This window comes from Lysinibacillus contaminans, assembly GCF_001278945.1.
Taxonomy (GTDB): Bacteria; Bacillota; Bacilli; order Bacillales_A; family Planococcaceae; genus Lysinibacillus; species Lysinibacillus contaminans.
In genome coordinates, this window is sequence record NZ_LGRV01000007.1 from 435,774 (window position 1) to 460,145 (window position 24,372).

Genomic DNA, 24,372 nt, shown 5'->3' on the forward strand with positions numbered 1-24,372 from the left:
CAAGATTATGCTGAATATTTAGGGGAGGTTTTTTTGTGAATTGGAAGAAAATAATAGTTTTAATAAGCACAACTTTATTTGAAACAATGGAAATAATCAATAAAACAGCCCTTCAATTTGCAGTTGTTGTAGATGAACAAAATCATTTACTTGGGACAGTAACGGATGGTGATATTCGCCGTGGAATTTTGCGTGGTGAAGGACTTGATGTACCAATCCGTTCAATTATGAATGAAAATCCAATAAGTGCTAAAAGTGGTCAAAATGCTAGCAAATATAAGCAATTGATGAAAATAAAAAAGCTGAAGCAACTACCAATTACAAATGAACACAATCAAATTGTTGATGTGCTATTTATTGATGACTTATCAATAAATACGAATGAAAACCAAGTGATTTTAATGTTAGGTGGTTTAGGTACAAGATTACGTCCACTAACAAATGACATCCCAAAGCCAATGTTACGTGTAGGTAATAAGCCAATTGTTGAAACAATTGTCGATGGTTTCAAGCAATATGGCTATTCGAATTTCATTTTTTCTGTAAATTATAAAAAAGAAGTAATTCAGAACTATTTTCAAAGTGGTGAAGCGTTAGGAATTACAATTGATTATATTGAAGAACAAAAAAGAATGGGAACTGCCGGAGCTTTATCATTAATAGAGCATCGCCCGTCAGAGCCATTTTTTGTGATGAATGGAGATCTATTAACACAGGTGAATTTTGATCAACTTATGCAATTTCACTCAGAACAAAATTCAGTTGCAACGATGTGTGTACGAGAATATGAATTTCAAATTCCTTATGGTGTAATTGAAACAAAGGGAACAGATTTAATATCGATTAAAGAAAAACCTGTCCATCGCAGCTTTGTGAATGCTGGAATTTATGTATTAAGTCCGGAAGTATTCGATTACATACCTAATGATACATATTATGATATGCCTACATTATTTGAAACCTTGATTGAGTATGGTATGAAAACTTCTGTATTTCCAATTCATGAGTATTGGTTAGATATTGGGCAGGTAGATGATTTTCATCGTGCTAATCAAAAATATAAGGAGCTCTCTCTCATATGAAACCTAAAATACTAGCAGTAATTCCAGCTCGTGGTGGTTCGAAAGCGGTTCCGCGAAAAAATATTAAAGACCTGGCTGGAAAACCATTAATCGCATGGACAATTGAAGAAGCAAAAAAATCAAAATATATTGATCGTGTCATTTTGTCTTCAGAGGATGATGAAATTATTGAAGTGGCCAAAAAATATGGATGCGAAGTACCATTTAAACGTCCATTAGAATTAGCACAGGATGATACACCTGGAATAGAACCAGTCCTTCATGCATTAGAGCAATGTCCAGGATATGATTATGTTGTATTACTACAGCCTACCTCCCCCCTACGAACTGTTGGGGATATAGATGGGTGTATTGAAAAACTACTTACTAGCGGTGAAGATTTTTGTGTTTCTGTTACAGAATCAGATAAGTCGCCTTATTGGATGTATAAAATCGAAAATGACAAAATGGTGCCATTATTAAAACAGGAAAAGCGAATCGTAAGACGTCAAGAACTACCGAAAGTTTATGCACTTAATGGGGCAGTTTATGTAGGGAAGGTAAAAAAATTAGTACAAAGGAAGTCATTTATTGATGCTAGTACAAAGGCATATGTTATGAAATTCAGTAATTCATTAGACATAGATACAGAGTTAGATTTGCTATTTGCTAATATTATTTTGGAAAAGAAAGAAATATGTTACTAGTATAATGTTTCTATAGCAGGCGATTACATTACCATAAATTAGCGTAGTCAGTTTTAAGGAGGTGCTCTCCTACAAGTTCGCTGTGATATTTCGTCTAAAGTCTACGGAGAAAATCTTAAAAAATATACGAGTTCATTAATACAATTCATAGTGAATCAATTAATGTAATTGTTAGATTCTTTGTAAAATCTCAAGGGGTCATTAAGTATTTCAATATCCGAATATTGAGTCAAAAATTATCTAATAAAGACTGATGCACGTGTTGAACAATAGTTTTTTGAGCTACTGATATATCAATATTTAAAAAGGGAGAAAAGTTATGGATTTTTCAGTGAAAAAAGTCGGGATTATACGTGGGATGTCTCAATATGATGTTATGCGTAGTTGGACGCTAGAATTAGAAAAGGGATTTAATAAACTTGGAATAGAAGTAACTGTATATGATCTTAAATATCATCACCAGCTTAGATTTGCTGATGATATAGATTTTTATGTTTCGGTTAATGGATGGGGGTTGCCTGATTTAACTAAAATAATTCAACAACCGATAATTATGTATTTAGCCGACCATGCGAATGATCATATTGAACGGATATTATCGTTAAGAAGTCATGATATATTAACGGTTGTTGATAGGTTTGATTTTAAAATATTAGAAGGTTTAGGGGTAAATAGAAATGCCTATTTTTTACCACATGCAGCTTTAGAAGTTAATTATCTTGAAAATGAAAAAGAATATGATTTGGTGTTTTTAGGAAGTTACTCTAGTGGTCGGGATTATTTAGAATCATTAAAAACCTTAGAGAGTTCTTCACCAATTTTATTTGAATACTATAATCAAATATTAAAAGTATGTTTAGAAGATAGAAATGTACATTATTTGTATGATGGATTGAATTTCCTTGAAAATAAGGGAGTGAGTTTAAATACAGAAAATAGCCATTTTTTAATTAGTCATTTTATTAACATTGGAAGATATATTTACTCTAAAGAAAGAGAACAACTATTACTAGAATTAGCTAGGAAAGGTTATAATATAGAAATTTTCGGTAACGGATGGGGAAGTTCTCAATTAACTGAGTTATCCAATGTAAATATTAATGAATCAGTTAATTATTACGAATCACAGAAGTTAATTTCAAAAGCAAAAATTTTAATTAATGCCGCTCCATTTTTAAGAGATGGATCTCACGAAAGAGCATTTGCAGGAATTGCTAATAACACATATGTACTTTCTAATTATTCCGCATATTTAGATGAATTAAATAATCCGAAAATACTTTTTTATAATCTAAAAGAATTAAATACTATTTATAGTGAAATAGATAAAATTCTTAGCAAAAATAATGAAGAATTCTATGACAAAGCATTACTAGATGATATTTATAACAACCATACATTTGAAAAGCGAGCGAAACATATATTGGAGATTTTTATGTTTCATAAAGAAAAAGTAATTGACTTATAATAAATTTTGCATAGTTTGGGAGTGAATATGATGCAGGAAAAACAAATTATTATTCATGCAACAGCAGAGGTGTCTGGAGATTCTAAAATAGGAAAGGGAACGAATATTTGGAAAGGTGTTCAAGTAAGGGAGAATGCAGAAATAGGTGAGAATTGTAACATAGGTAAAGATGTTTATATAGATAAAAATGTAAAAATCGGAACTTCGGTAAAGATTCAAAATGGTGTTTCAATTTTTGAAGGAGTTCAAATTGAAGATGACGTATTTTTAGGACCACATATGACATTTACTAATGACTTATTTCCAAGATCATTTAATAGAGACTGGAAAAAAGTTGAAACTAAAGTGTGTAAAGGAGCTTCTATAGGAGCTAATGCTACGATAATTTGTGGCAATGTTATAGGCGAATATGCAATGGTGGGTGCAGGTGCAGTTGTAACAACTGATGTACCTAATTATGCTCTAGTCGTAGGAAATCCTTCAATAATTATTGGATATGTTTGTAAATGCGGTGTGAAAATAAATGAAAACAAAAAATGTGAAGTTTGTGGAATTTTTTTTGATGGAGAGAAAATATGTTAAGAAAATCCAAAGAACTGAAAGTAGGAGTAATTGGATTAGGTAATATGGGGCAAAATCATGTTAGGGTTTTATCACAGCTGGGCGTTTTATTTAATGTTTTCGATATTTCTAGAGAAGTGACTGAAAGTACAGCACTTAAATATAATGTGAGCCCTATATATATATTAGATGAGATTATAGACTTATCAGATGTTTTATTTGTAATAACGCCTACTTCTTCTCACTATTCGATAGCCAAAAAAATTATACAAAAAGGAAAAGATATTTTTATCGAAAAACCGTTCACATTAAGTAGTTTAGAAGCTAAAGATTTGATTAGTTTAGCGAATAAAAATGGAGTGAAAATCCAAATAGGACATATAGAAAGATACAATCCAATAGTTAGAGAATTGAAGAGAATACTGGTGGATGAGGAAATTATATCCGTTGATATAAAAAGATTAAGTAGTTTTGATCCAAGGATTCACGACACTGATGTTATTTTTGATTTAATGATTCATGATATAGATGTTTTATTTTATTTATTAAATGATGAAATTGATATTAAAGGTGTTGTAAAAAAAAGTATATATTCAGAATCTAGATCAGATCATGTTGCAATGGTTGCGGAAACATCTTCAGGTATACTTCTTAATGTAACCGCAAGTAGAGTTACAGAGGAAAAAATCCGATCAATAGCTATAACAACTTTACATTCTTATATTTTTGCGGATTATCTAACAAAGAATATTCAAATATGTAAGAGGACTAATTTACAGAAAATCATTGGTGAAGCTACTTATAGGCAGGAAAATATAGTTGAGAAAGTATATGTGCCTAATTATGAACCTTTATTTGATCAAGATTCAGATTTTATTGATGCAGTTGTTAGTGATAAAAAAGTTTTTATTTCTGGTGAAGATGGTTTAAGGGCAATTCAATTTGCTGAGAAATTAATATAAAATTATAAGAAAATTCAAGGAGGAAATATGAGTAATATTCCGATTTTTGATTTAAAAGGAGAAATAGAGTTATTAAAAAGTGATTTTTTAACTAGTATTTCAAATGTTTTAGATTCCGGTAAATTTATACTTGGAGATGAAGTGCAAAGGTTTGAACAACAAGTAGCTGAATACTTAGGTGTAAAATATGCAGTTGGCGTAAATTCTGGAACAGATGCATTAATAATTGCTTTGAGAGCTATTGGTGTAAAAAAAGGTGATGAAGTAATTACTACTCCATTCACGTTTTTTGCAACTGTAGAGGCGATTGAATTAATTGGTGCAACTCCAATTTTGGTAGATATTGATATAAATGATTTTAATATAGATGTAGTAGAAATTGAAAAGTCGATTACTGCTAAAACTACTGCAATTTTACCAGTACATATTTTTGGACACCCGGCTAATATGGATGAAATTATTGCTATTGCAAATAAATATAATTTAAAAATAGTGGAAGATGTTGCGCAAGCATTTGGTGCCAAGATTGCAGAGAGGAAAGTCGGTACTTTCGGAAATGTAGGATGCTTTTCATTCTTTCCTACTAAAAATTTAGGAGCATATGGAGATGGAGGCTTAATTGTTACTAATGAATTTGAAGTTGCTGAAGTGGCAAAAAAACTAAGAGTTCATGGCGGCAAAGATAAATATTCTAATGAACTATTTGGATATAATTCTAGATTAGATGAAATTCAAGCAGCAATATTAAATATAAAATTAAAGTATTTAGATGAATGGAATAGTAAAAGAAAAAATGTTGCTGATTTATATTGCAAGAAGTTAAAGGACATTTCTTCAATAAAGTTACCTATTGAAAAAGCAAATTGTAATCATGTTTATCATCAATTTACTATTAGAGTTTTAGAAGAAAATAGAGATGATTTATATCAATATTTACTTGATAACGGAGTTCAGTCTATGATTTATTATTCTAAACCTATACATAAGCTTCCAGTTTATAATGAATTATATTCTAATTTAAGTTTCCCTGTAAGTGAATTGGCATCTAAACAAGTATTAAGTTTACCAATATGGCCACATATAACAGAAAGCCAAATTGAAATTGTTTGTGGATTAATAAAAAAATATTTTTCATAAAAGTAATCTAAAATGGTACCTGTAGCTAGGACATTTGAAAGAGAAATTAATAATTGTATGGATTTTTTAAATTTTAGCTTCCAGAGTCCAATTAAACTACAAGGATGGCTTATTGATAAGCTTCATGAATGGTGGAAGCGGTTATTTTGCGAAAGTGAAGTGCATATGAAGTAGGTAAAGTGTCTATGCTTAAACTAGAATTGTCAAAACGGGATGCATTACATACTGGTTATTTACTGTTGTTCTTTATAAAAAAGTGTGTTATAAGTGACTCGTTACTTAAAATATATTCTTTATTGAATATCAATCAAAGGGAAATAGGCGAAGGTAAGCGCAAGTGTGGGCTAAACTTTATTCAAGTACGTTTAAAACCCCGAAACAGACGGGAGAAACTGTCATTTCACTTCATATACTCATAATGAATATAGAAATGATTCTAAGGGTATCTTTAGGGGATATATTTTGAAAATAGATTCAAAAAATTTTGTTTAATTTACAAAGCTAGCTGGCCAAAAAATACGTTAAGGGAATTAATCAGTACCTCCTACTTAATTACTTTTAAGTAAATCAAGTTTAGCATGGTGGAGAAACTACAAAAATATGTAAAAAGAGATCGGAAAAATAACGATGAATCGAATTATGCAAAATTTACTTTGATGAAAATAAAAATTGCCACATGATGTTAGAAGATGGACTTTGCAGTATACATAAGGAATTAGGGGAAGAATTTTTATGTAATACATGTGCTATTTATCCAAGAAGCTTGACACAGGTTGGTGGTATTAAAGAAAAAAGTTTAACTTTATCTTGCCTGAAGCAGCAAGGGTTGTTCTATTACGTGAAGAAGGTTTAGGTTTTATTGAGACAGAGGAACCTAAAAATACTCGTGGATTAATCAGTAATGTTCTCAATTTAGAAAAACATTCACATTTTTGGAATTTACGCATATTTACAATTCAGCTTATGCAAAATCGACAACATTCCATTGAAATTCGTTTAATTATTTTAGGATTATTTATTCAAAAAATTGAGCAACTAAACCTAAGAGAATTGGAGCTGGAATTACCTGTAATTATGCAGGATTATTTAAGTCGTTTAGATAATCAGGAATTCATCGAGTCGTTAAAAAATATTGAAGGTAATCTAAAATTCCAAATAAATTTAGCACGAGATTTAATTCGTTATCGTATATCAGATGGAATAACTTCAAAAAAATATGGAGTAATATTAAATCAGTTAGTAGAAGGATTAGAATTAGATGAGGATAAAGAAGAGTTTGAAATTGAAAAGACTATATTAAAATATAGAGATTCCTTTGAGAGCTTCTATGAACCATTCATAAAAAAACAACAGTATATGCTAGAAAATTATATATTCAACTATGTGTTTAAAAATCTATTCCCAAATGATTATAATTCACTGTTTGAAAGCTATATGATGCTTATTATTCATTTTAATCTTATTAAATTGCACCTTATTGGTATGGCCGCAAAACAAAAGCATTTAAATGAAGAAATGGTGATTGAATGTGTGCAACAATAGGGAAAAACTATTGAACATAATCCTGTCTATTTACAAGGGGTACGTAAAGGCATGGAGGAATCAGGATATATTACAATGGCGCATATGTTTATCTTAATTAAAAATTAATTTCAAGAATTTCAGTTTTTTCTAGCTCAATCAAAGAAAAACTGAAATTCTCTTTTTTTTATCCGATATTACAAATAGTAGCGCCTGTGTTAGATTCAAGGAGGATGGAAAACATGCGTATTTCAGGAAATGTAGATATGGATTCAGTACGAGGAAGTAAACCAGTTTCTAATAATGTACCTACAGCAGAAAAAGCAGTGAAGCAAGGAAGCGAAACTGCTAAAGAACAGAAGGTAGACCCAACAGTAACAATGCAAATAAAACCGACTGATAATAGCGAAGAAACGAAGGCGAAAGTTCAAGAGGCAGTCAAAAAGATGAACGAAATGCTTGAAGTAAACCATAGTGCTTCAAAGTTCATTTATCATGAAGGTTTAGAACGTTATTATGTAACCGTAGTCAATAAAGATACAGATGAAGTAGTCAAAGAAATCCCGCCGAAAAAGCTTTTAGATGCATTTTACGAAATGCAAAAAATGCTAGGCATGGTTGTAGATGAAAAAATTTAAAACGGTTTAAAACAAGGAGGAAAATTGTATGGTAATGCGAATTGGTGGATTAGCGTCCGGAATGGATATCGATGAGTTAGTAAAAAAATTAATGAAGGCTGAGCGTGCACCCCTAGATAAATTAACTCAAAAGAAACAAACATACGAATGGCAGCGTGATGCCTATCGAGGTGTTAATACAAAATTAAAAGCATTGGATACTTATATTTCGGATAATTTGATTTTAAAGACTTTAAATTCTAAAACAGCAACAAGCTCAAATTCAAATTTAGTTTCTGCTATTGCTACTGGTAAAGCCACAGGAACATTGTCTATTGAAGGGGTTTCTCAACTTGCTTCGGCAGCTCGTGGTCTAGGAAATCAGATTAATGCAGCTGGTTCTACGAAATTAAGCGCATTGAAAATTGATACTTCTTCTGAATTTAAAATTAGCGCTATTGATTCACAAGGTAAGCTTGTAGAGTCAGCGGGAATTAAATTAGATGCAAATATGACGGTTGATGATTTAGTTAGCAAAATTAACTCTAGCAATGCCGGTGTAAGTGCAATTTTCGAAGGCGGTCGTTTATCAATTACGGCGAAAAATACAGGTAAAGAAATAAATGGAAAACCAGCAATTTCTACAGATGCTGCGGGCAGTGATATTTTCTCAAAGCTGGGCATGTCGAATCTTGTAACAGAAGAAGGCAAAAATGCGATATTCCAAGTAAACGGAATTGCAACTGAGCGTACATCAAACTCATTCACAATTAATGGCTATAATGTGACGTTAAAAGATACATTTAATGGCGCGAAAACTACAGCTGATAAATATAATTCTGCCTATATAGAATGGAAAAATACATCTTCAGGTGATTTTGATATAAAAATTTCAGATGCTTTTACAGCTTCTGAAAAAGCGTCAACAGCTTATAGAGATGCTAATGAGGCATTTATTGCAGCAAAAGCAAATTTATTTGGCGTAGCTGTTTCATCAACAGATTGGTCTAACTTTACAAAAATTAATAATACAGAATTTGCACGTAACTTAACTTCAGCTGAGGTTGAAACGTTAAAGGCACAAAACTTTGCTGATGATGCTGCCTACCAAACTTGGTTAAATGATGATACAGCGGATGCAAAATTGAAAGCGAAATTAAAAGATGAAAATATTACATTATCCCAAGCACAGGGTGTACAAGCATTAGATTACGACAAATTGCAAAAGCTATCTGCTCAATCGATTTATGATTCAATTGGTAGCAAAACAATGAATCAGTTAAGTTCAGCAGATTTATCTACACTGAAATTAAAAGGATTCAGTGATGATGCTGCTTATCAAACTTGGTTAAAGGATGATACAGCGGATGCAGATTTAAAAGCAAAGCTAAAAGAAGGTAATGTTACTTTAGAGCAATTCAATTCATTGAAATCTGTAAAAGATACTGAACTTCAAGCAATGCAAAATGAATCGAAATATTATACGCTTGGTGCAGGCTTCCTAAGTGGTTTAAGCGCTGCAGAACAAGGTCTTTTAAAGGATTCAACAAAAAAAGGAACGGCTGAAGAGTTCAATGCGCAAATCGATGCATGGAAAAATTCTGCCAATGAAGAAGAAAAGGCATTAGGTGAAAAGCTATCCAAATTATCGGATTCACAAAAAAGTGTACTTCGTGATATGGACAGCACACAATTAACAAATCTAAGTGGATTAGCTGAAAAACAAATTGACGCTCAAGCTAAGTTGGCAGACAAAACAGCAAAAGAAAAAGATCATCAAGCGTTAGTAGACCGCCAAGTAACAGGTCTTGCAAATTTCAAAGATGCATATAAACAACAATTTAATAAAGATTATGTAGCGGGCGATGACCCAAATAAACCATATGATCCAGGTTTAATTGAAGAAAAGGATATTCCAGCTGGCACAGCCCCTCCTGTCACTATGACTTCTACAACAAACGTAGACGATATGATGACTAAAATTAAAGAATTTGTGAACACGTATAACGGGTTAATAAAAGACTTAAAGAATCAAACAGGCGAATCAAAATACCGTGATTATACTCCATTGACAGCTGAGCAAAAAGAAGATATGTCAGAAAATGAAATTAAGTTATGGGAAGAGAAAGCAAAGAGTGGCTTATTACGAAGTGATGCGCTTATTCGTAGTGGATTGTCTGATATGCGCTCTTTAGTTTATCAATCGAATCCAGGTATGGCAGATTCTAAATTTAATACGTTATTTAACATCGGTATTACGACATCGAAAAATTATAACGAAGGCGGCACACTGGAAATTGATGAAGTTAAATTACGTAAAGCATTGGAAGAAGATCCAGATGCAGTTGAAAAGTTATTAAAAAATAGTGAGGGTAAAAAAGATGATACAATCCAAGTTACAGATCCTGAAACAGGTGTAGTATCAACTAAAACAGCAGATACACGTGGCTATTTAGAAAAATTACGTGAATCAATGAAATCATTTGAAATTACTATCGAGAAAAAAGCGGGTCGTTCGACAATGACGGATGCAGAGTACTCCATCGGAAAAAGTCTAATTGATGCAGGGAAGCGCATTGACACATGGCAAGCTAAGCTTAAAAACATCGAAGCACGCTACTGGAAACAATTCTCGGCAATGGAATCGGCAATTAACAAGGCGAATTCACAATCGTCAATGTTCGCGCAGCAAGGATAGGAAATAGGTGGGTGCAAATATGAATACCGTACAAGCTGTATTACAGGTGTCTGCAAAATTATATCAGCATTTAACTGTCTTGCCATCAGAAGACGAACGTGATAATTTTATCGAAAAGATTCATCTGTATTTAGATGAACGTGGTCAATTAATAGATCAGCTACAGCACGAGGGCTTTCAGGTGGATTTAATGAGTAAGGCCCACGCGACATTAGCAGAGTTGGATAAAGGCATTCAAGGACGCTTAGATAAAGTGATGAAGTCTATTCAGGCGGATATGAAGGATTTACAAAATGCGAAGAAAAATGAACAGCAGTATATGAATCCTTATGCAAGTGTGCAAGTGATGGATGGACGTTATTATGACAAAAAGAATTAACAATAGCTTCAAAAGGAGTGTTTTGATTGACAGCACAAACATCGGCTTACAACGCGTACAAACAAAATAGTGTAACAACAGCTTCACCCGGTGAACTAACGCTAATGCTATACAATGGCTGTTTGAAGTTCTTAAATAAAGCAAAAACAGCTATTCATGAGAAAAATGTTCAAGAAAAGAATACAAACCTTTTGAAATCACAGGCCATCATTGCTGAACTAATGTCTACATTAAATATGGATATTGAGATTTCTAAACAGATGTTACCATTATATGAATATATGAACCATCGTCTTGTAGAGGCTAACATTCAAAATGATGTTACTCTTATTGAAGAGGTTGAAGGATTAGTGACGGAATTCCGCGATACGTGGAAGGAAGTTCTTCGCATTAACCGTCAACAACAGTATGGTAGTGGAAATGAAGCACACGTATAAAATACATGATTAAAACAAATCATCTTGTTAATAACAAGATGATTTGTTTTCGTTTAATTAGATTTAAATTCATAGGAGAAATATAATTAATGAAATCTTTTACAATGTTTCATTAAAAAATGATTGGGTATTATTATTTATGTAAGATGAATTGAGCTAAGAAGAAAAATGAATATTATGGTTTCGTAATTATGTTTAAAATAGGCACAAAATGGTCATCAAAACTGCTACTTCCTACTCTAGTTTAATACCCTGTGTTTCTGGATAATAATGATTAAGTAAAAAAAGGTAATTTATTGTGTGGGGGTGTAGTTTATGTTTTTCAAACGTACAGAGGGGTTCCGATATAAATTTGAAGAACCACTACAAACAACATTTACAATTGTTGAGAATGGAAGAGCAGTCAAAGATGAAGCGGCAATAGGAGGAATACTTGACATTAGTCCTAAAGGGATTAAAATGTTTTCAACAGTAGATCTTAATGCTGGAAAAGCGCTAAGTCCTCAATTGGAAATACGTTTTATTATTGATTCCCAAATAATTGTGGCCTATGGTGAAGTGATGTGGAGTCGCCCTTATATGAACGGGAAGCAATATGGCATTTTCTTTAATAATCAAGTACTAATAGAGGGTTTAATTGTCGAAGAGCTGAAAATTCGTCGAAAAAAGGAAATAATGGCGACGAAAAAGCTAAAGAGCAATGCGTAAGTTTTTTTAAAATAATTTTCTTTTTCAGAAGGATTTCGCACACTCGTGTTGAAATATATAGTATAGGCATTTATAAAGGAGGAGTTTACATGCTAAACTTTAACATTCGCGGTGAAAACATTGAGGTAACTCCAGCAATTCGAGAATACGTTGAGAACAAAATCGAAAAAATTGAACGTTACTTCAATGAAGATATTAATGCAAATGCTAATGTAAATTTAAGAATTTATAATGACAAACAAACAAAAGTAGAAGTGACAATTCCACTAAAAAATTTGACGCTTCGTGCAGAAGAACGTCACAATGATATGTACGCAGCGGTTGACTTAATTGTCGATAAATTAGAACGTCAAATTCGTAAACATAAAACAAAGGTGAATCGTAAATTCCGTGAGCGTGAAGGCGTAGGTCATTACTTTGCGACAACGCAGGCTGTGGGAGATGCGTCTCAAGAGGAAGAAGAATACGCAATTGTACGTACGAAGCAATTCGATTTAAAACCGATGGACCAAGAAGAAGCTGTTTTACAGATGAATATGTTAGGACATAACTTCTACATCTTTACTGATGCTGATTCAAACGGTACGAACATCGTTTACAAACGTAGCGACGGCAAGTACGGGTTAATTGAAACAACTTAATGTGCTTATAAAGCTCCCGCTGATGCGGGAGTTTTTTTGTGTCTTTTTTTTCGAAAGAGGGACAGTTTGCATGAAGTTGTTAGACAATGGTAAAATGAAAGTTGAGACTATATAGGAAGTGAAAAAATTCATGGCAAACCTATTAAATAAATTATTCGATTTCAACAAACGTGAGTTAAAACGATTAGAAAAAATCGCTGACCAAGTAGAGGCATTTGCTCCTCAGATGGAACAGCTTTCAGATGAACAATTACAAGCAAAGACAGAAGAATTTAAAAAACGCTATGCAGATGGCGAGAGTTTAGAATCTATTCGACCTGAAGCCTTTGCAGTCTGTCGAGAAGCGTCAAAGCGTGTTCTTGGGATGTATCCATTCCGTGTGCAAGTTATGGGTGCGGCTTCGCTAGACGAGGGTAATATTTCAGAGATGAAAACGGGTGAAGGTAAAACACTAACGTCCACAATGGCGGTTTATTTAAACGCGATTACTGGTAAGGGTGTACATGTTGTTACAGTCAATGAATACCTTGCTGGACGTGATGCTGAGGAAATGGGGCAACTGTATAATTTCTTAGGATTATCAGTAGGACTAAACTTAAATAGCCTATCTAAAGAAGAAAAACGAGCTGCCTATGAAGCGGATATTACGTACAGTACAAACAATGAGTTAGGTTTTGACTATTTACGCGATAATATGGTGCTTTATAAAGAAGAGCGTGTACAACGTCCGCTACATTATGCAGTTATCGATGAGGTTGACTCGATTTTAATCGATGAAGCACGTACGCCGTTAATTATTTCAGGACAAGCTGGGAAATCAGCTCAACTGTATAAGCAGTCGAATGCATTTGTGCGTATGTTAAGTGCAGAAACAGATTACACGTATGAAGAATCGACAAAGGGTGTTACGTTAACAGATGCTGGTGTCGAAAAAGCTGAAAAAGCATTCGGTATCGATAATTTGTTCGATTTGACCCATGTGCGTTTAAACCATGCCATTAACCAATCATTAAAGGCACACGTCAGTATGCATAATGATGTCGATTATGTGGTGCAAGACGGCGAAATCGTTATTGTTGATGGTTTCACTGGTCGTTTAATGAAAGGTCGTCGTTATTCTGATGGTCTTCACCAAGCAATTGAGGCCAAAGAAGGCGTGGATATTCAAAATGAATCCATGACAATGGCAACAATTACATTCCAAAACTACTTCCGTATGTATGAAAAGCTTGCCGGTATGACGGGTACAGCGAAAACAGAGGAAGAAGAATTCCGTAATATCTACAATATGAATGTTATTGCGATTCCGACGAATAAGCCGATTGCACGTGATGACCGTCCAGATTTAATTTTTGCTTCGATGGAAGGAAAATATAAGGCGGTGGCGGCAGATATCGCCGAGCGCCACAAAGCTGGACAACCAGTGCTTGTTGGTACGGTTGCGATTGAAACGTCTGAAATTATTTCGGATTTATTAAATAAACATAAAATACCACATAACGTATTGAATGCGAAAAACCATGAGCGTGAGGCTGAAATTATCGCAACTGCTGGTGAAAAAGGTGCGGTAACGATTGCTACAAACATGGCTGGTCGTGGTACAGATATTAAACCAGGTGAAGGTGTATTAGAACTCGGTGGTTTAGCGGTTATTGGTACAGAGCGTCATGAATCTCGCCGTATTGATAATCAGCTACGTGGCCGTTCTGGTCGACAAGGGAACCCTGGGGTAACGCAGTTCTATTTATCACTCGAAGATGAATTAATGCGCCGCTTTGGTTCTGACAATATGAAAGCAATGATGATGAAGCTTGGTATGGACGATACACAGCCGCTTCAATCGAAAGTTGTTTCAAAGGCGGTTGAATCCGCGCAAAAACGTGTAGAAGGTAATAACTTCGATTCACGTAAACGATTACTTCAATATGATGATGTATTACGTCAGCAACGTGAAATCATTTACAAAGAGCGTTATGAAGTTATTGAAACAGATAACATGCGTGATCTTGTTGAGTCAATGATTACAGAAGCAATCGAACATGTTGTTGGTCTTTATACGCAAGGTGAACAAAGTGAGTGGAATCTAAAAGCAATTGAAGATTATGTCGCTGGAAACCTACTAGATGAAGGTGTTTTAAAGGCGGCTGACTTACAAGGGAAATCTGTAGAGGAAATTACAAAGCTGATTTCAGATGCAGTCCAAAGACGTTATGATGAAAAAGAAGCTGAATTGACACCAGAGCGTATGCGTGAGTTCGAAAAAGTTATTTTACTTCGTTCAATCGATACGAAATGGATAGATCATATTGATGCAATGGATCAATTACGTCAAGGTATCCACCTTCGTGCATACGGACAAAATGATCCACTACGTGAGTATCAGTCAGAAGGTTTTGCGATGTTCGAGGAAATGGTAGCCTCTATCCGTGAAGACGTTGCGAAATATGCAATGAAAGCAGAAATTCGCAGTAATTTAGAACGTGAAGAAGTTGCGAAAGGACAGGCTGTGAATCCTAAAGAGGACGGCGCACCTGCACCTAAAAAGCGACCAGTACGTAAAGCTGAAAATATTGGTCGTAATGACTTATGTCCTTGTGGTAGCGGCAAGAAATTTAAAAACTGCCACGGTACAGTTCAATAAATGTAATTTTATAGAAACAGCCACTTTTAACATATTGTTGAAAGTGGCTGTTTTTTGTCTATAGTAAAAGGTGCAAATGATTTCATTATAAATTAATGTGAATATATACGTAGTTCACAAACAAAATTCAGAATTGATAGACAATTGAATGTTTACAGTATACAATAATGGTAACAATAGGAATTTAGTTGGATTTGATACATAGTTCTACTGCCGAAAACCGTGCTTAAAGAATAGATTTTGAAAGTTGTGGAGGACTAAGTACCTCTTATTCATGAGAAAAAGGCTTGAGCTTGCAGCGCACATGCTAAAGGCCAAACCTGAGATGTCAGTAAAAATTAGATAGAGGCGAAATAGGATTTACTTAAAAATTAAAGTAGGGAGAATAGATTGTTTAAAAGAAAATGAGACTGGTCACTTAGTTACAGCAAATGAATTTTATCGTTGAATAGTGAACAAAGTAGCTTTCTTTGAACAAAGGAGGTGATTTATTGTGGTGTCATAAAAAAATCCTCGAGTAATGAAGTCCTAGTTAGACATACTCGAGGAAAAACGTTGGAGTATACCAACATACTTAGTATACTCCTTTTTTGAAAGTGTGACAAAAAATTAGAGGAGGTAAATACATGTTTAAGGAAAGCAAGTACATTATGAATTACGAAACAATGCTGTTTAAGCCTGAGTATGATTCATTTGGAAATTTATGTACGCGTGTTATTGAAAAGAACGGTCAGTTAGTAGCGAATTTAGCACCGACTCAATTAATGGATTTTAATTTGCGATATTTTGGTTCTAGCTTAAGAGGGGCGTTTGATGGTTCAAAGATGATTTTAGGTAAATTAAATAAGAACCCAATCATTGTGCAAGAAAGATTAAATATCTTGTGGTTTCCAAGTAGATCACCTTTAAGCCCTGAATGTACTTGGTTTGCAGTGCATCATATTGATGATTATCAAGCCGTTGATAAAAAGAGGACAAGAGTAATTTTTTTTAATGGTAGTGAAACTATTGTTGATGTAAGTATAAAAGCATTTGAGCATCGTATTCAACGTGCGTATGTACTAAAGTATAGGTTAGAAAAAAGAACAAAGCTTATGCTGGTGCAAAATGACAATATAAAAATACTTTAACGAATGGATTTAGGTTTAAATCAAGAAGATACTTAGGAAATGGATATTGCACGTGCTCTTCATGTTGATGGACATGAAATAGCACGTGCTATTTTAGTTTACAAATTATGCTGTATAGTTGAAAAAAGTATGTTTTCTACAATAAAAAAGCTATAATAAAGCGATACGGATTTTATTTTGAAGAAATCCATAAAAAATGTTCGGGGGATTTATACATGATTGAATTATCAGATGTACGTAATGCGTTAGACACAACAGCCAAGAAATTGGCTGACTTTAGGGGGTCTCTTTGACTTAGAAAACAAAGAGGCACGTATTCAGGAATTAGATGAAATGATGTTAGAGCCAGGTTTCTGGGATGACCAAAATGGAGCACAAGTGGTCATCAATGAGGGCAACGGCTTAAAGGCAATCGTTAATGAGTATAAAGAGTTAGTGGATACGCATGAAAATTTAGATATGACGTTAGAGTTATTGCGTGAAGAGCCAGATGAGGAATTGCAAGAAGAGCTTGGCAATGAGCTTGTTGAATTTAAACAAAAGATTGCTGATTTTGAGTTGCAACTATTACTAAGTGGACCGTATGATCAAAATAATGCAATTTTAGAGTTACATCCAGGTGCGGGTGGTACGGAGTCTCAGGACTGGGGTTCTATGCTGTTACGTATGTATACACGTTGGGCTGAAAAACGCGGTTTCAAAGTAGAAACAGTGGATTATCTGCCTGGTGATGAAGCGGGTATTAAGTCGGTTACATTATCCATTAAAGGACATAATGCTTATGGTTATTTACAAGCTGAAAAAGGTGTACACCGTTTAGTGCGTATTTCACCGTTTGATTCTTCAGGTCGTCGTCATACATCGTTCGTATCTTGTGATGTAATGCCGGAATTTGATGATAATATCGAAGTTGATATTCGAACAGAGGATTTAAAAATTGATACGTACCGTGCAACTGGTGCTGGTGGTCAGCATATTAATACGACGGATTCAGCTGTACGTATTACCCATATTCCAACAGGGACAGTTGTACAATGTCAGGCAGAACGTTCACAAATTAAAAACCGTGAAAAATGTATGACGATGTTAAAAGGTAAACTATATCAATTAGAAATCGATAAACAACAAGCACAACTCGATGAAATTCGTGGTGAGCAAAAAGAAATTGGATGGGGCTCACAAATTCGTTCTTACGTATTCCACCCTTATTCAATGGTAAAAGATCATCGTACAAATGAAGAGACGGGAAATGTTAGTGCAGTAATGGATGGCGATGTAGATCCGTTCATTAATGCCTATTTACGTTCACGTATCGGATAATAGTAAACCTCAGGAGTTAGAGAATTCCTGAGGTTTTTTATATTCAAGTAAACTCTTGAAATGGAGAATGATGAGTTAGTCGTTCTCGTTCCTCGACATAATGTTTATAGAGCATTGAAGCATTGACAAATTGCTTACTGATGGATGCATATTTGACTGGAAGCTCGATTCGCACACCGTTAATCAATGTTAGTAAGCTACCGGATTGGCTAGGAGTAATATTTTTAATAGCATGTAAACCAATCCAGATATTATGTTCCGAGTTTGGCGAATACGTAGGTAGAAAAATACAAGGAAGTCCAAAATCATAGGCAACAACAATTGGTAATTTGTGCTGGTTTCCAAAAAAACGTCTTGCAGAATTTCTAGCAGCTTCATAGGTTGTACCAAGAGAAAGGCAGGATTTCCGAATGACATGCATCGGCTTGCGTGTCACTATTAACTCATTGTGCTTGTCAATTACACATGTGAAAATTTTCGATTCGTGTTTTACTGGTTGCAATAAATACGTATTAAAAGACATTAAGTATGCATTAACATATTTGTTTGACATTGCATTTCCTCCTTATTTCTGAATGTAATACTTAGGTTAATGCTAAAATGCAAAATTGGAAAATAACCTATTTAACGAAATTCTCTAAAAGAATTCGCCAAATTTATAGAGAATAAAAGCGTTTTATTTTCAGAAAATTTGATGAATAGAGTATTTTTTACATTATTACACATTGCATTTTAGTTTCAATTTTCTTATAATTTAGAAAAGGATCGAGGTGAGATCGTTGGATAAATATTATTCGTACACAGATTTTTTAAAAGCTGTCGGTCAATCGAAGAAGGTTAATGAGGCTGAAAAATTATTGAACGAGATTTATTTAGATTTATTTTTAAATCGTATCCAGCGTACGTATCGTGAAGAACAACTGGTTGTCCTAATAGATCAAGCACTCGATGAGAAGGATGAATGCGCTTTTCATCTATATGCGAGTGAACTTGAGATGCTACACCGTGATGCAAGTGAATAATATGACAAACCCGCTCTTCTACAGAAGGAGAGCGGGTTTTTTCAATGTTGTGTGGGGTAAATATTAATTTCATATTGGTAACGCTATAAGATGTTTCGAATTTGCCAAGACTAGTATAAAAAAGGGCTCTAGCACTTTCTTATAGTTAACTGAAACGTATGTTCGTTAAATGTTAGATATTTTAATACTGCTATGCTAAAATATATGTAAGTGATCAATTACGCCTTTGCGTTATTGCGTCTAGATTTTGAATTGTGGTTAGGCCTGCGTGATGCAGGTTAGTTAGCCGTTGTCGCATGGATGCGACGAAATTAGGATAACATCCTCTCTGCCTTTCAAAAACTATGACATCCGCCGGAGGATTTAACCTGATTCAGTGAGCGTTTGGACACCTATTGAATCAGATATTATACTTGCATTTTTCCTGCCACTTATGGAAGTGGGGGATTTCTACTGAATCGTGTTAAACGGAAAGGATGGGAAAAGGTGGAGCAATTTGATTTACAATCATCGTATCAGCCCAATGGTGATCAGCCGCAAGCTATTGCAGAGCTTGTGGCTGGCGTAAATGCTGGTAAACGCCATCAAACTTTACTTGGTGCAACAGGTACTGGTAAAACTTTTACGATTTCAAATGTTATTCAGCAAGTGAAAAAGCCAACACTGATTATGGCACATAACAAAACACTTGCGGGTCAACTATATAGTGAGTTTAAAGAATTTTTCCCTAATAATGCAGTTGAATATTTTGTTAGTTACTATGATTACTTTCAACCAGAGGCCTATGTACCGCAAACGGATACGTATATCGAAAAGGATTCGAGCATTAATGATGAAATTGATAAACTGCGCCACTCTGCAACTTCTGCCCTTTTTGAGCGTGAGGATGTCATTATTATTGCCTCAGTTTCGTGTATCTATGGCTTAGGTTCGCCGGAAGAATATCGTGAAATGGTCGTATCTATACGTACGGGCATGGAAATTGAGCGCAATCAGTTATTACGTAAGCTAGTGGATGTACAATACGAACGAAATGATGTGAACTTCACCCGAGGGACATTTCGTGTTCGAGGAGATGTTGTAGAAATTTTCCCAGCCTCACGTGATGAACATTGTGTACGTATTGAGTTTTTTGGTGATGAAGTGGATCGTATTCGTGAGGTCAATGCGTTAACGGGTGAAATTTTGGCAGAACGTGACCATGTCGCTATTTTCCCTGCATCTCACTTCGTTACCCGTGAAGAAAAAATGTTGAAAGCCATTGAAAATATTGAAATAGAATTAGAAGAAAGACTCGCTTATCTTCGTGCAGAAGATAAGTTATTAGAGGCTCAGCGTTTAGAGCAACGTACACGCTATGATTTAGAAATGATGCGTGAAATGGGTTTTTGTTCGGGTATAGAAAACTATTCACGTCATTTAACATTACGTGAAGCAGGTGCGACACCATACACATTAATTGATTATTTCCCGGATGATTTTCTACTTGTTGTAGATGAAAGTCATGTGACGCTGCCCCAAGTACGCGGTATGTACAATGGTGACCAGGCGCGTAAGGGTGTCCTTGTAGAGCATGGTTTCCGCTTACCGTCCGCACTTGATAACCGTCCACTACGTTTTGAGGAATTTGAGAAACGTATACATCAAGCGATATTTGTATCAGCAACACCAGGACCATATGAACTAGAGCATACACCTGAAATGGTAGAACAAATTATTCGTCCGACAGGCTTACTTGATCCAATTATTGAAGTACGCCCAATTGAAGGACAAATTGATAATTTAATTGATGAAATTCAAGAGCGGATTACGCGTAATGAGCGAGTTCTTGTGACGACATTAACGAAAAAAATGTCGGAAGATTTAAGTGCTTATTTGAAGGAAATGGGCTTGAAAGTGGAATACTTACATTCGGAGATTAAAACACTTGAACGTATTGAAATTATTCGGGAACTGCGTAAAGGCACGTATGATGTATTGATTGGGATTAATTTATTGCGTGAAGGGCTGGATATTCCTGAGGTATCACTGGTGGCGATATTAGATGCGGATAAGGAAGGCTTCCTACGTTCTGAACGTGCACTGATTCAAACAATTGGACGTGCGGCGCGTAATTCTAATGGACGTGTGATTATGTATGCCGACAAGATGACTGATTCGATGAAAAAGGCGATTGATGAAACCCAGCGTCGTCGTACATTGCAAATAGCGTATAACGAAGAACATGGTATTACGCCTACAACAATTGTGAAGAAGATTCCAGATATTATTCGTGCAACACAAGTAGCGGAGGAAGATGAAACGTACGTTACAAAAGTGACAAAAGGTAAGAAATTAACAAAGGCTGAGAAGGAGAAATTACTTGCTTCTCTTGAAATAGAAATGAAGGAAGCGGCGAAGGCACTTGATTTTGAACGTGCGGCTGAACTTCGTGATACCATCTTTGAATTGAAGGCAGAAGGGTGATTTTGTGAAAAATACAGAAATCGTTGTACAAGGTGCACGTGCACATAATTTAAAAAATATCGATGTCACAATTCCTCGTGATCAGCTCGTTGTTTTAACGGGCTTATCTGGTTCAGGAAAATCTTCACTTGCATTTGATACGATTTATGCGGAGGGGCAGCGTCGATATGTGGAGTCACTGTCCGCTTACGCACGTCAATTTCTTGGGCAAATGGACAAGCCAGATGTTGATGCGATTGAAGGACTTTCACCAGCCATTTCAATTGACCAAAAGACGACGAGTCGTAACCCACGTTCTACAGTCGGTACAGTAACAGAAATTTATGATTATCTGCGCTTATTGTATGCACGTGTCGGTAAACCAATTTGTCCAAATCACGGAATCGAAATCACATCGCAAACAATTGAACAAATGGTGGATCGCCTAGTCACGTATCCAGAACGTACAAAAATGCAGCTATTAGCGCCAATGATTTCTGGACGTAAAGGAACGCATGTGAAGGTATTAGAAGATATAAAAAAGCAAGGCTTTGTACGTGTTCGTATCGATGGTGAATTACGTGATTTAGATGATGCGATTGACCTCGATAAAAATAAAAAGCACTCCATTGAAGTCGTTGTAGACCGCATAGTTTTGAAAGAAGGTATTGCAGGGCGTCTCAGTGATTCGTTAGAAACAGCGCTACGTTTAGCAGAAGGACGTGTGCTAGTTGATGTGATGGAGCATGAGGAATTATTATTTAGTGAGCATCATGCATGTCCAATATGCGGCTTTTCAATTGGTGAATTAGAGCCTCGTATGTTTTCATTCAACAGTCCTTTTGGGGCTTGTACGAGCTGTGATGGACTAGGAACTACACAAGAAGTAGACCTAGAGCTAGTTGTGCCTGATTGGGAACGTTCACTGTTGGAGCATGCCATTGCACCGTGGGAACCGACTAGCTCACAATATTATCCACAGTTATTAAAGGCAGTTTGTGATCATTATGAAATTCCAATGGATGTTCCAGTGAAAGAACTTCCAAAAGAAAAGATGGATAAAATTTTATTCGGTTCGGGAAAAGATAAAATTCACTTCCATTATGAAAATGAATTTGGGAATGTACGTGACCAAATGATTGAATTTGAAGGCGTAGTACATAATGTTGAGCGTCGTTTTAAAGAGACAACTTCGGATTATGTGCGTGAGCAAATGGAAAAGTATATGGCACAGCAAGCATGCCCTTCGTGTAAAGGCTATCGCTTAAAGCCAGAAACGTTGGCGGTAAAAATAGCTGATAAGCATATTGGTGAAGTGACAGAGTATTCGATTCAAGATGCAGATGCATTTTTTAAAAATTTATCTTTATCTGAAAAGGATATGCAAATTGCACGCCTTGTATTTCGTGAAATTGCGGAGCGTCTTGGTTTCTTAATAAATGTTGGCTTAGATTATTTAACACTCAGTCGTGCAGCTGGGACACTTTCAGGTGGGGAAGCACAGCGAATTCGACTAGCAACGCAAATCGGCTCGCGCTTAACTGGAGTACTATATATTTTGGATGAGCCATCGATTGGTCTACATCAACGTGATAATGATCGTTTAATTAGTACGCTGCAAAATATGCGTGATATTGGTAATACGTTAATTGTAGTTGAACATGATGAGGATACGATGCTAGCAGCTGATTATTTAATCGATGTTGGGCCAGGTGCTGGTGTGCATGGTGGTGAAATTGTCGCAGCTGGAACGCCGCAGGAAGTGATGGAAAATCCGGCATCGTTAACTGGACAGTATTTAAGCGGAAAAAAATTCATACCATTGCCAATTGAACGCCGTAAGCCAGATGGTCGCATGTTGTCAATTAAAGGGGCAACTGAGAATAATCTTCAAAATGTCAAAGTTGATATACCATTAGGATTATTCGTTGCTGTAACAGGTGTTTCTGGTTCAGGGAAATCTACATTGATCAATGAAATCTTATATAAATCACTGGCACAAAAGTTGAATCGTTCAAAGGTGAAACCAGGTGCGCATAAAGAAGTAGCTGGCATCGAGGCATTAGAAAAGGTAATTGATATTGACCAATCGCCAATTGGCCGTACACCGCGTTCAAACCCAGCGACATATACAGGTGTATTTGATGATGTTCGAGATGTCTTTGCAACCACGAATGAAGCGAAGGTGCGCGGTTATAAAAAAGGTCGCTTTAGCTTCAACGTTAAAGGTGGACGCTGTGAAGCTTGTCGTGGCGACGGCATTATTAAAATCGAAATGCATTTCTTGCCAGACGTGTATGTGCCATGTGAGGTTTGTCATGGCAAACGCTATAACCGTGAAACGCTAGAAGTAAAATATAAAGATAAAAGCATTGCCGATATTTTAGATATGACAGTTGAAAATGCAGTCGTATTTTTCGAAAATATTCCGAAAATCCAGCGGAAATTACAGACCATTGTCGATGTTGGATTAGGATATATTAAATTAGGGCAACCTGCAACTACGCTATCCGGTGGGGAGGCGCAACGAGTAAAGTTAGCCTCTGAATTGCATCGTCGATCAACAGGCAAATCGTTTTATATTTTAGATGAACCAACAACAGGTCTTCACACGGATGATATTGCACGATTACTTGTTGTATTGCAGCGTCTTGTAGAAAACGGAGATTCTGTGTTAGTTATTGAGCATAACCTAGATGTTATTAAAACAGCCGATTATATTATTGATCTTGGACCTGAAGGTGGCGACAAAGGCGGTACAATTATTGCAACAGGTACACCTGAGAAAGTAGCAGAAGTGGAAGGTTCCTATACAGGGAAATACTTAAAACCTATTTTAGAACGCGACCGTAAGCGTATGGATACAGTTTTAGAAAAAGCTACAAAATAAATGTATTAGTGTCCGTATTGTGCAGGC

20 protein-coding genes are annotated in these 24,372 nt (G+C 35.3%); 19 read left to right on the forward strand and 1 reads right to left on the reverse strand.

All coding sequences use genetic code 11. The features are described from left to right. Positions 1-35: 35 nt before the first annotated feature. The 16 genes from AEA09_RS18230 to prfB all read left to right on the forward strand — a co-directional run bounded on the left by AEA09_RS18230 (position 36) and on the right by prfB (position 17,988). Complete coding sequence (locus AEA09_RS18230) at positions 36-1,082, forward strand: nucleotidyltransferase family protein (RefSeq protein WP_156312235.1); 1,047 nt, start codon at positions 36-38, stop codon at positions 1,080-1,082. After that, the gene (locus tag AEA09_RS18235) at positions 1,079-1,768 is read left to right on the forward strand and encodes an acylneuraminate cytidylyltransferase family protein (protein ID WP_053585377.1); all 690 of its coding nucleotides are present in this window, start codon (positions 1,079-1,081) and stop codon (positions 1,766-1,768) included. The genes AEA09_RS18230 and AEA09_RS18235 overlap by 4 nt, the downstream gene beginning before the upstream one ends. A 319-nt stretch (positions 1,769-2,087) precedes the next feature. Continuing rightward, positions 2,088-3,236: a glycosyltransferase family protein gene (locus tag AEA09_RS18240; protein WP_053585378.1), complete on the forward strand. Its 1,149-nt coding sequence runs from the start codon at positions 2,088-2,090 to the stop codon at positions 3,234-3,236. 27 nt (positions 3,237-3,263) lie between these two features. Further along, the gene (locus AEA09_RS18245; protein ID WP_245622901.1) at positions 3,264-3,818 is read left to right on the forward strand and encodes an acyltransferase; all 555 of its coding nucleotides are present in this window, start codon (positions 3,264-3,266) and stop codon (positions 3,816-3,818) included. After that, complete coding sequence (locus tag AEA09_RS18250) at positions 3,812-4,759, forward strand: Gfo/Idh/MocA family protein (protein ID WP_053585380.1); 948 nt, start codon at positions 3,812-3,814, stop codon at positions 4,757-4,759. The genes AEA09_RS18245 and AEA09_RS18250 overlap by 7 nt, the downstream gene beginning before the upstream one ends. A 27-nt stretch (positions 4,760-4,786) precedes the next feature. Further along, entirely contained in the window at positions 4,787-5,896 is a 1,110-nt protein-coding gene (locus AEA09_RS18255) for a DegT/DnrJ/EryC1/StrS family aminotransferase (RefSeq protein WP_053585381.1), read from the forward strand. An 807-nt stretch (positions 5,897-6,703) separates the two neighbouring features. Then, complete coding sequence (fliB, locus tag AEA09_RS18260; protein WP_053585382.1) at positions 6,704-7,438, forward strand: flagellin lysine-N-methylase; 735 nt, start codon at positions 6,704-6,706, stop codon at positions 7,436-7,438. A gap of 221 nt (positions 7,439-7,659) precedes the next feature. Continuing rightward, positions 7,660-8,055, forward strand: coding sequence for a flagellar protein FlaG (locus AEA09_RS18265; protein ID WP_053585383.1), 396 nt, complete (start codon positions 7,660-7,662; stop codon positions 8,053-8,055). Positions 8,056-8,083: 28 nt separating this feature from the next. Then, positions 8,084-10,732: a flagellar filament capping protein FliD gene (gene fliD / locus AEA09_RS18270; RefSeq protein ID WP_053585384.1), complete on the forward strand. Its 2,649-nt coding sequence runs from the start codon at positions 8,084-8,086 to the stop codon at positions 10,730-10,732. A gap of 19 nt (positions 10,733-10,751) precedes the next feature. After that, positions 10,752-11,111 (forward strand): flagellar protein FliT, encoded by a 360-nt coding sequence (fliT, locus tag AEA09_RS18275; RefSeq protein WP_053585385.1) that lies wholly within the window; start codon positions 10,752-10,754, stop codon positions 11,109-11,111. 26 nt (positions 11,112-11,137) lie between these two features. Continuing rightward, a complete protein-coding gene (gene fliS / locus AEA09_RS18280; RefSeq protein WP_053585386.1) occupies positions 11,138-11,548 on the forward strand; it encodes a flagellar export chaperone FliS in 411 nt (136 codons plus the stop codon). Between the two features lie 315 nt (positions 11,549-11,863). Then, positions 11,864-12,256 (forward strand): PilZ domain-containing protein, encoded by a 393-nt coding sequence (locus AEA09_RS18285; RefSeq protein ID WP_053585387.1) that lies wholly within the window; start codon positions 11,864-11,866, stop codon positions 12,254-12,256. Positions 12,257-12,345: 89 nt separating this feature from the next. Next, positions 12,346-12,897: a ribosome hibernation-promoting factor, HPF/YfiA family gene (hpf, locus tag AEA09_RS18290; RefSeq protein ID WP_053585388.1), complete on the forward strand. Its 552-nt coding sequence runs from the start codon at positions 12,346-12,348 to the stop codon at positions 12,895-12,897. A gap of 130 nt (positions 12,898-13,027) precedes the next feature. Continuing rightward, positions 13,028-15,538, forward strand: coding sequence for a preprotein translocase subunit SecA (gene secA / locus AEA09_RS18295; protein ID WP_053585389.1), 2,511 nt, complete (start codon positions 13,028-13,030; stop codon positions 15,536-15,538). 626 nt (positions 15,539-16,164) lie between these two features. Beyond that, complete coding sequence (locus AEA09_RS18300; RefSeq protein ID WP_053585390.1) at positions 16,165-16,668, forward strand: competence protein ComK; 504 nt, start codon at positions 16,165-16,167, stop codon at positions 16,666-16,668. A 218-nt stretch (positions 16,669-16,886) separates the two neighbouring features. After that, positions 16,887-17,988, forward strand: a protein-coding gene (prfB, locus tag AEA09_RS18305; protein WP_156312247.1) for a peptide chain release factor 2 whose coding sequence is annotated in 2 segments (ribosomal slippage) — positions 16,887-16,958 and positions 16,960-17,988 — 1,101 coding nt in all. Because the reading frame shifts where the segments join, the coding sequence is not laid out codon by codon here. Between the two features lie 43 nt (positions 17,989-18,031). Here the strand turns inward: prfB and AEA09_RS18310 are convergent. Next, complete coding sequence (locus tag AEA09_RS18310; protein WP_053585391.1) at positions 18,032-18,541, reverse strand: competence protein ComK; 510 nt, start codon at positions 18,539-18,541, stop codon at positions 18,032-18,034. Positions 18,542-18,767: 226 nt separating this feature from the next. On the opposite strand from AEA09_RS18310, the gene AEA09_RS18315 reads away from it, so the two are divergent. From AEA09_RS18315 to uvrA, 3 genes are all read left to right on the forward strand, one after another. Next, positions 18,768-19,010, forward strand: coding sequence for an IDEAL domain-containing protein (locus AEA09_RS18315; RefSeq protein WP_053585392.1), 243 nt, complete (start codon positions 18,768-18,770; stop codon positions 19,008-19,010). Positions 19,011-19,496: 486 nt separating this feature from the next. Beyond that, complete coding sequence (gene uvrB, locus AEA09_RS18320) at positions 19,497-21,476, forward strand: excinuclease ABC subunit UvrB (protein WP_053585393.1); 1,980 nt, start codon at positions 19,497-19,499, stop codon at positions 21,474-21,476. A 4-nt stretch (positions 21,477-21,480) separates the two neighbouring features. After that, positions 21,481-24,345: an excinuclease ABC subunit UvrA gene (gene uvrA, locus AEA09_RS18325; RefSeq protein WP_053585394.1), complete on the forward strand. Its 2,865-nt coding sequence runs from the start codon at positions 21,481-21,483 to the stop codon at positions 24,343-24,345. Positions 24,346-24,372: the final 27 nt, after the last annotated feature.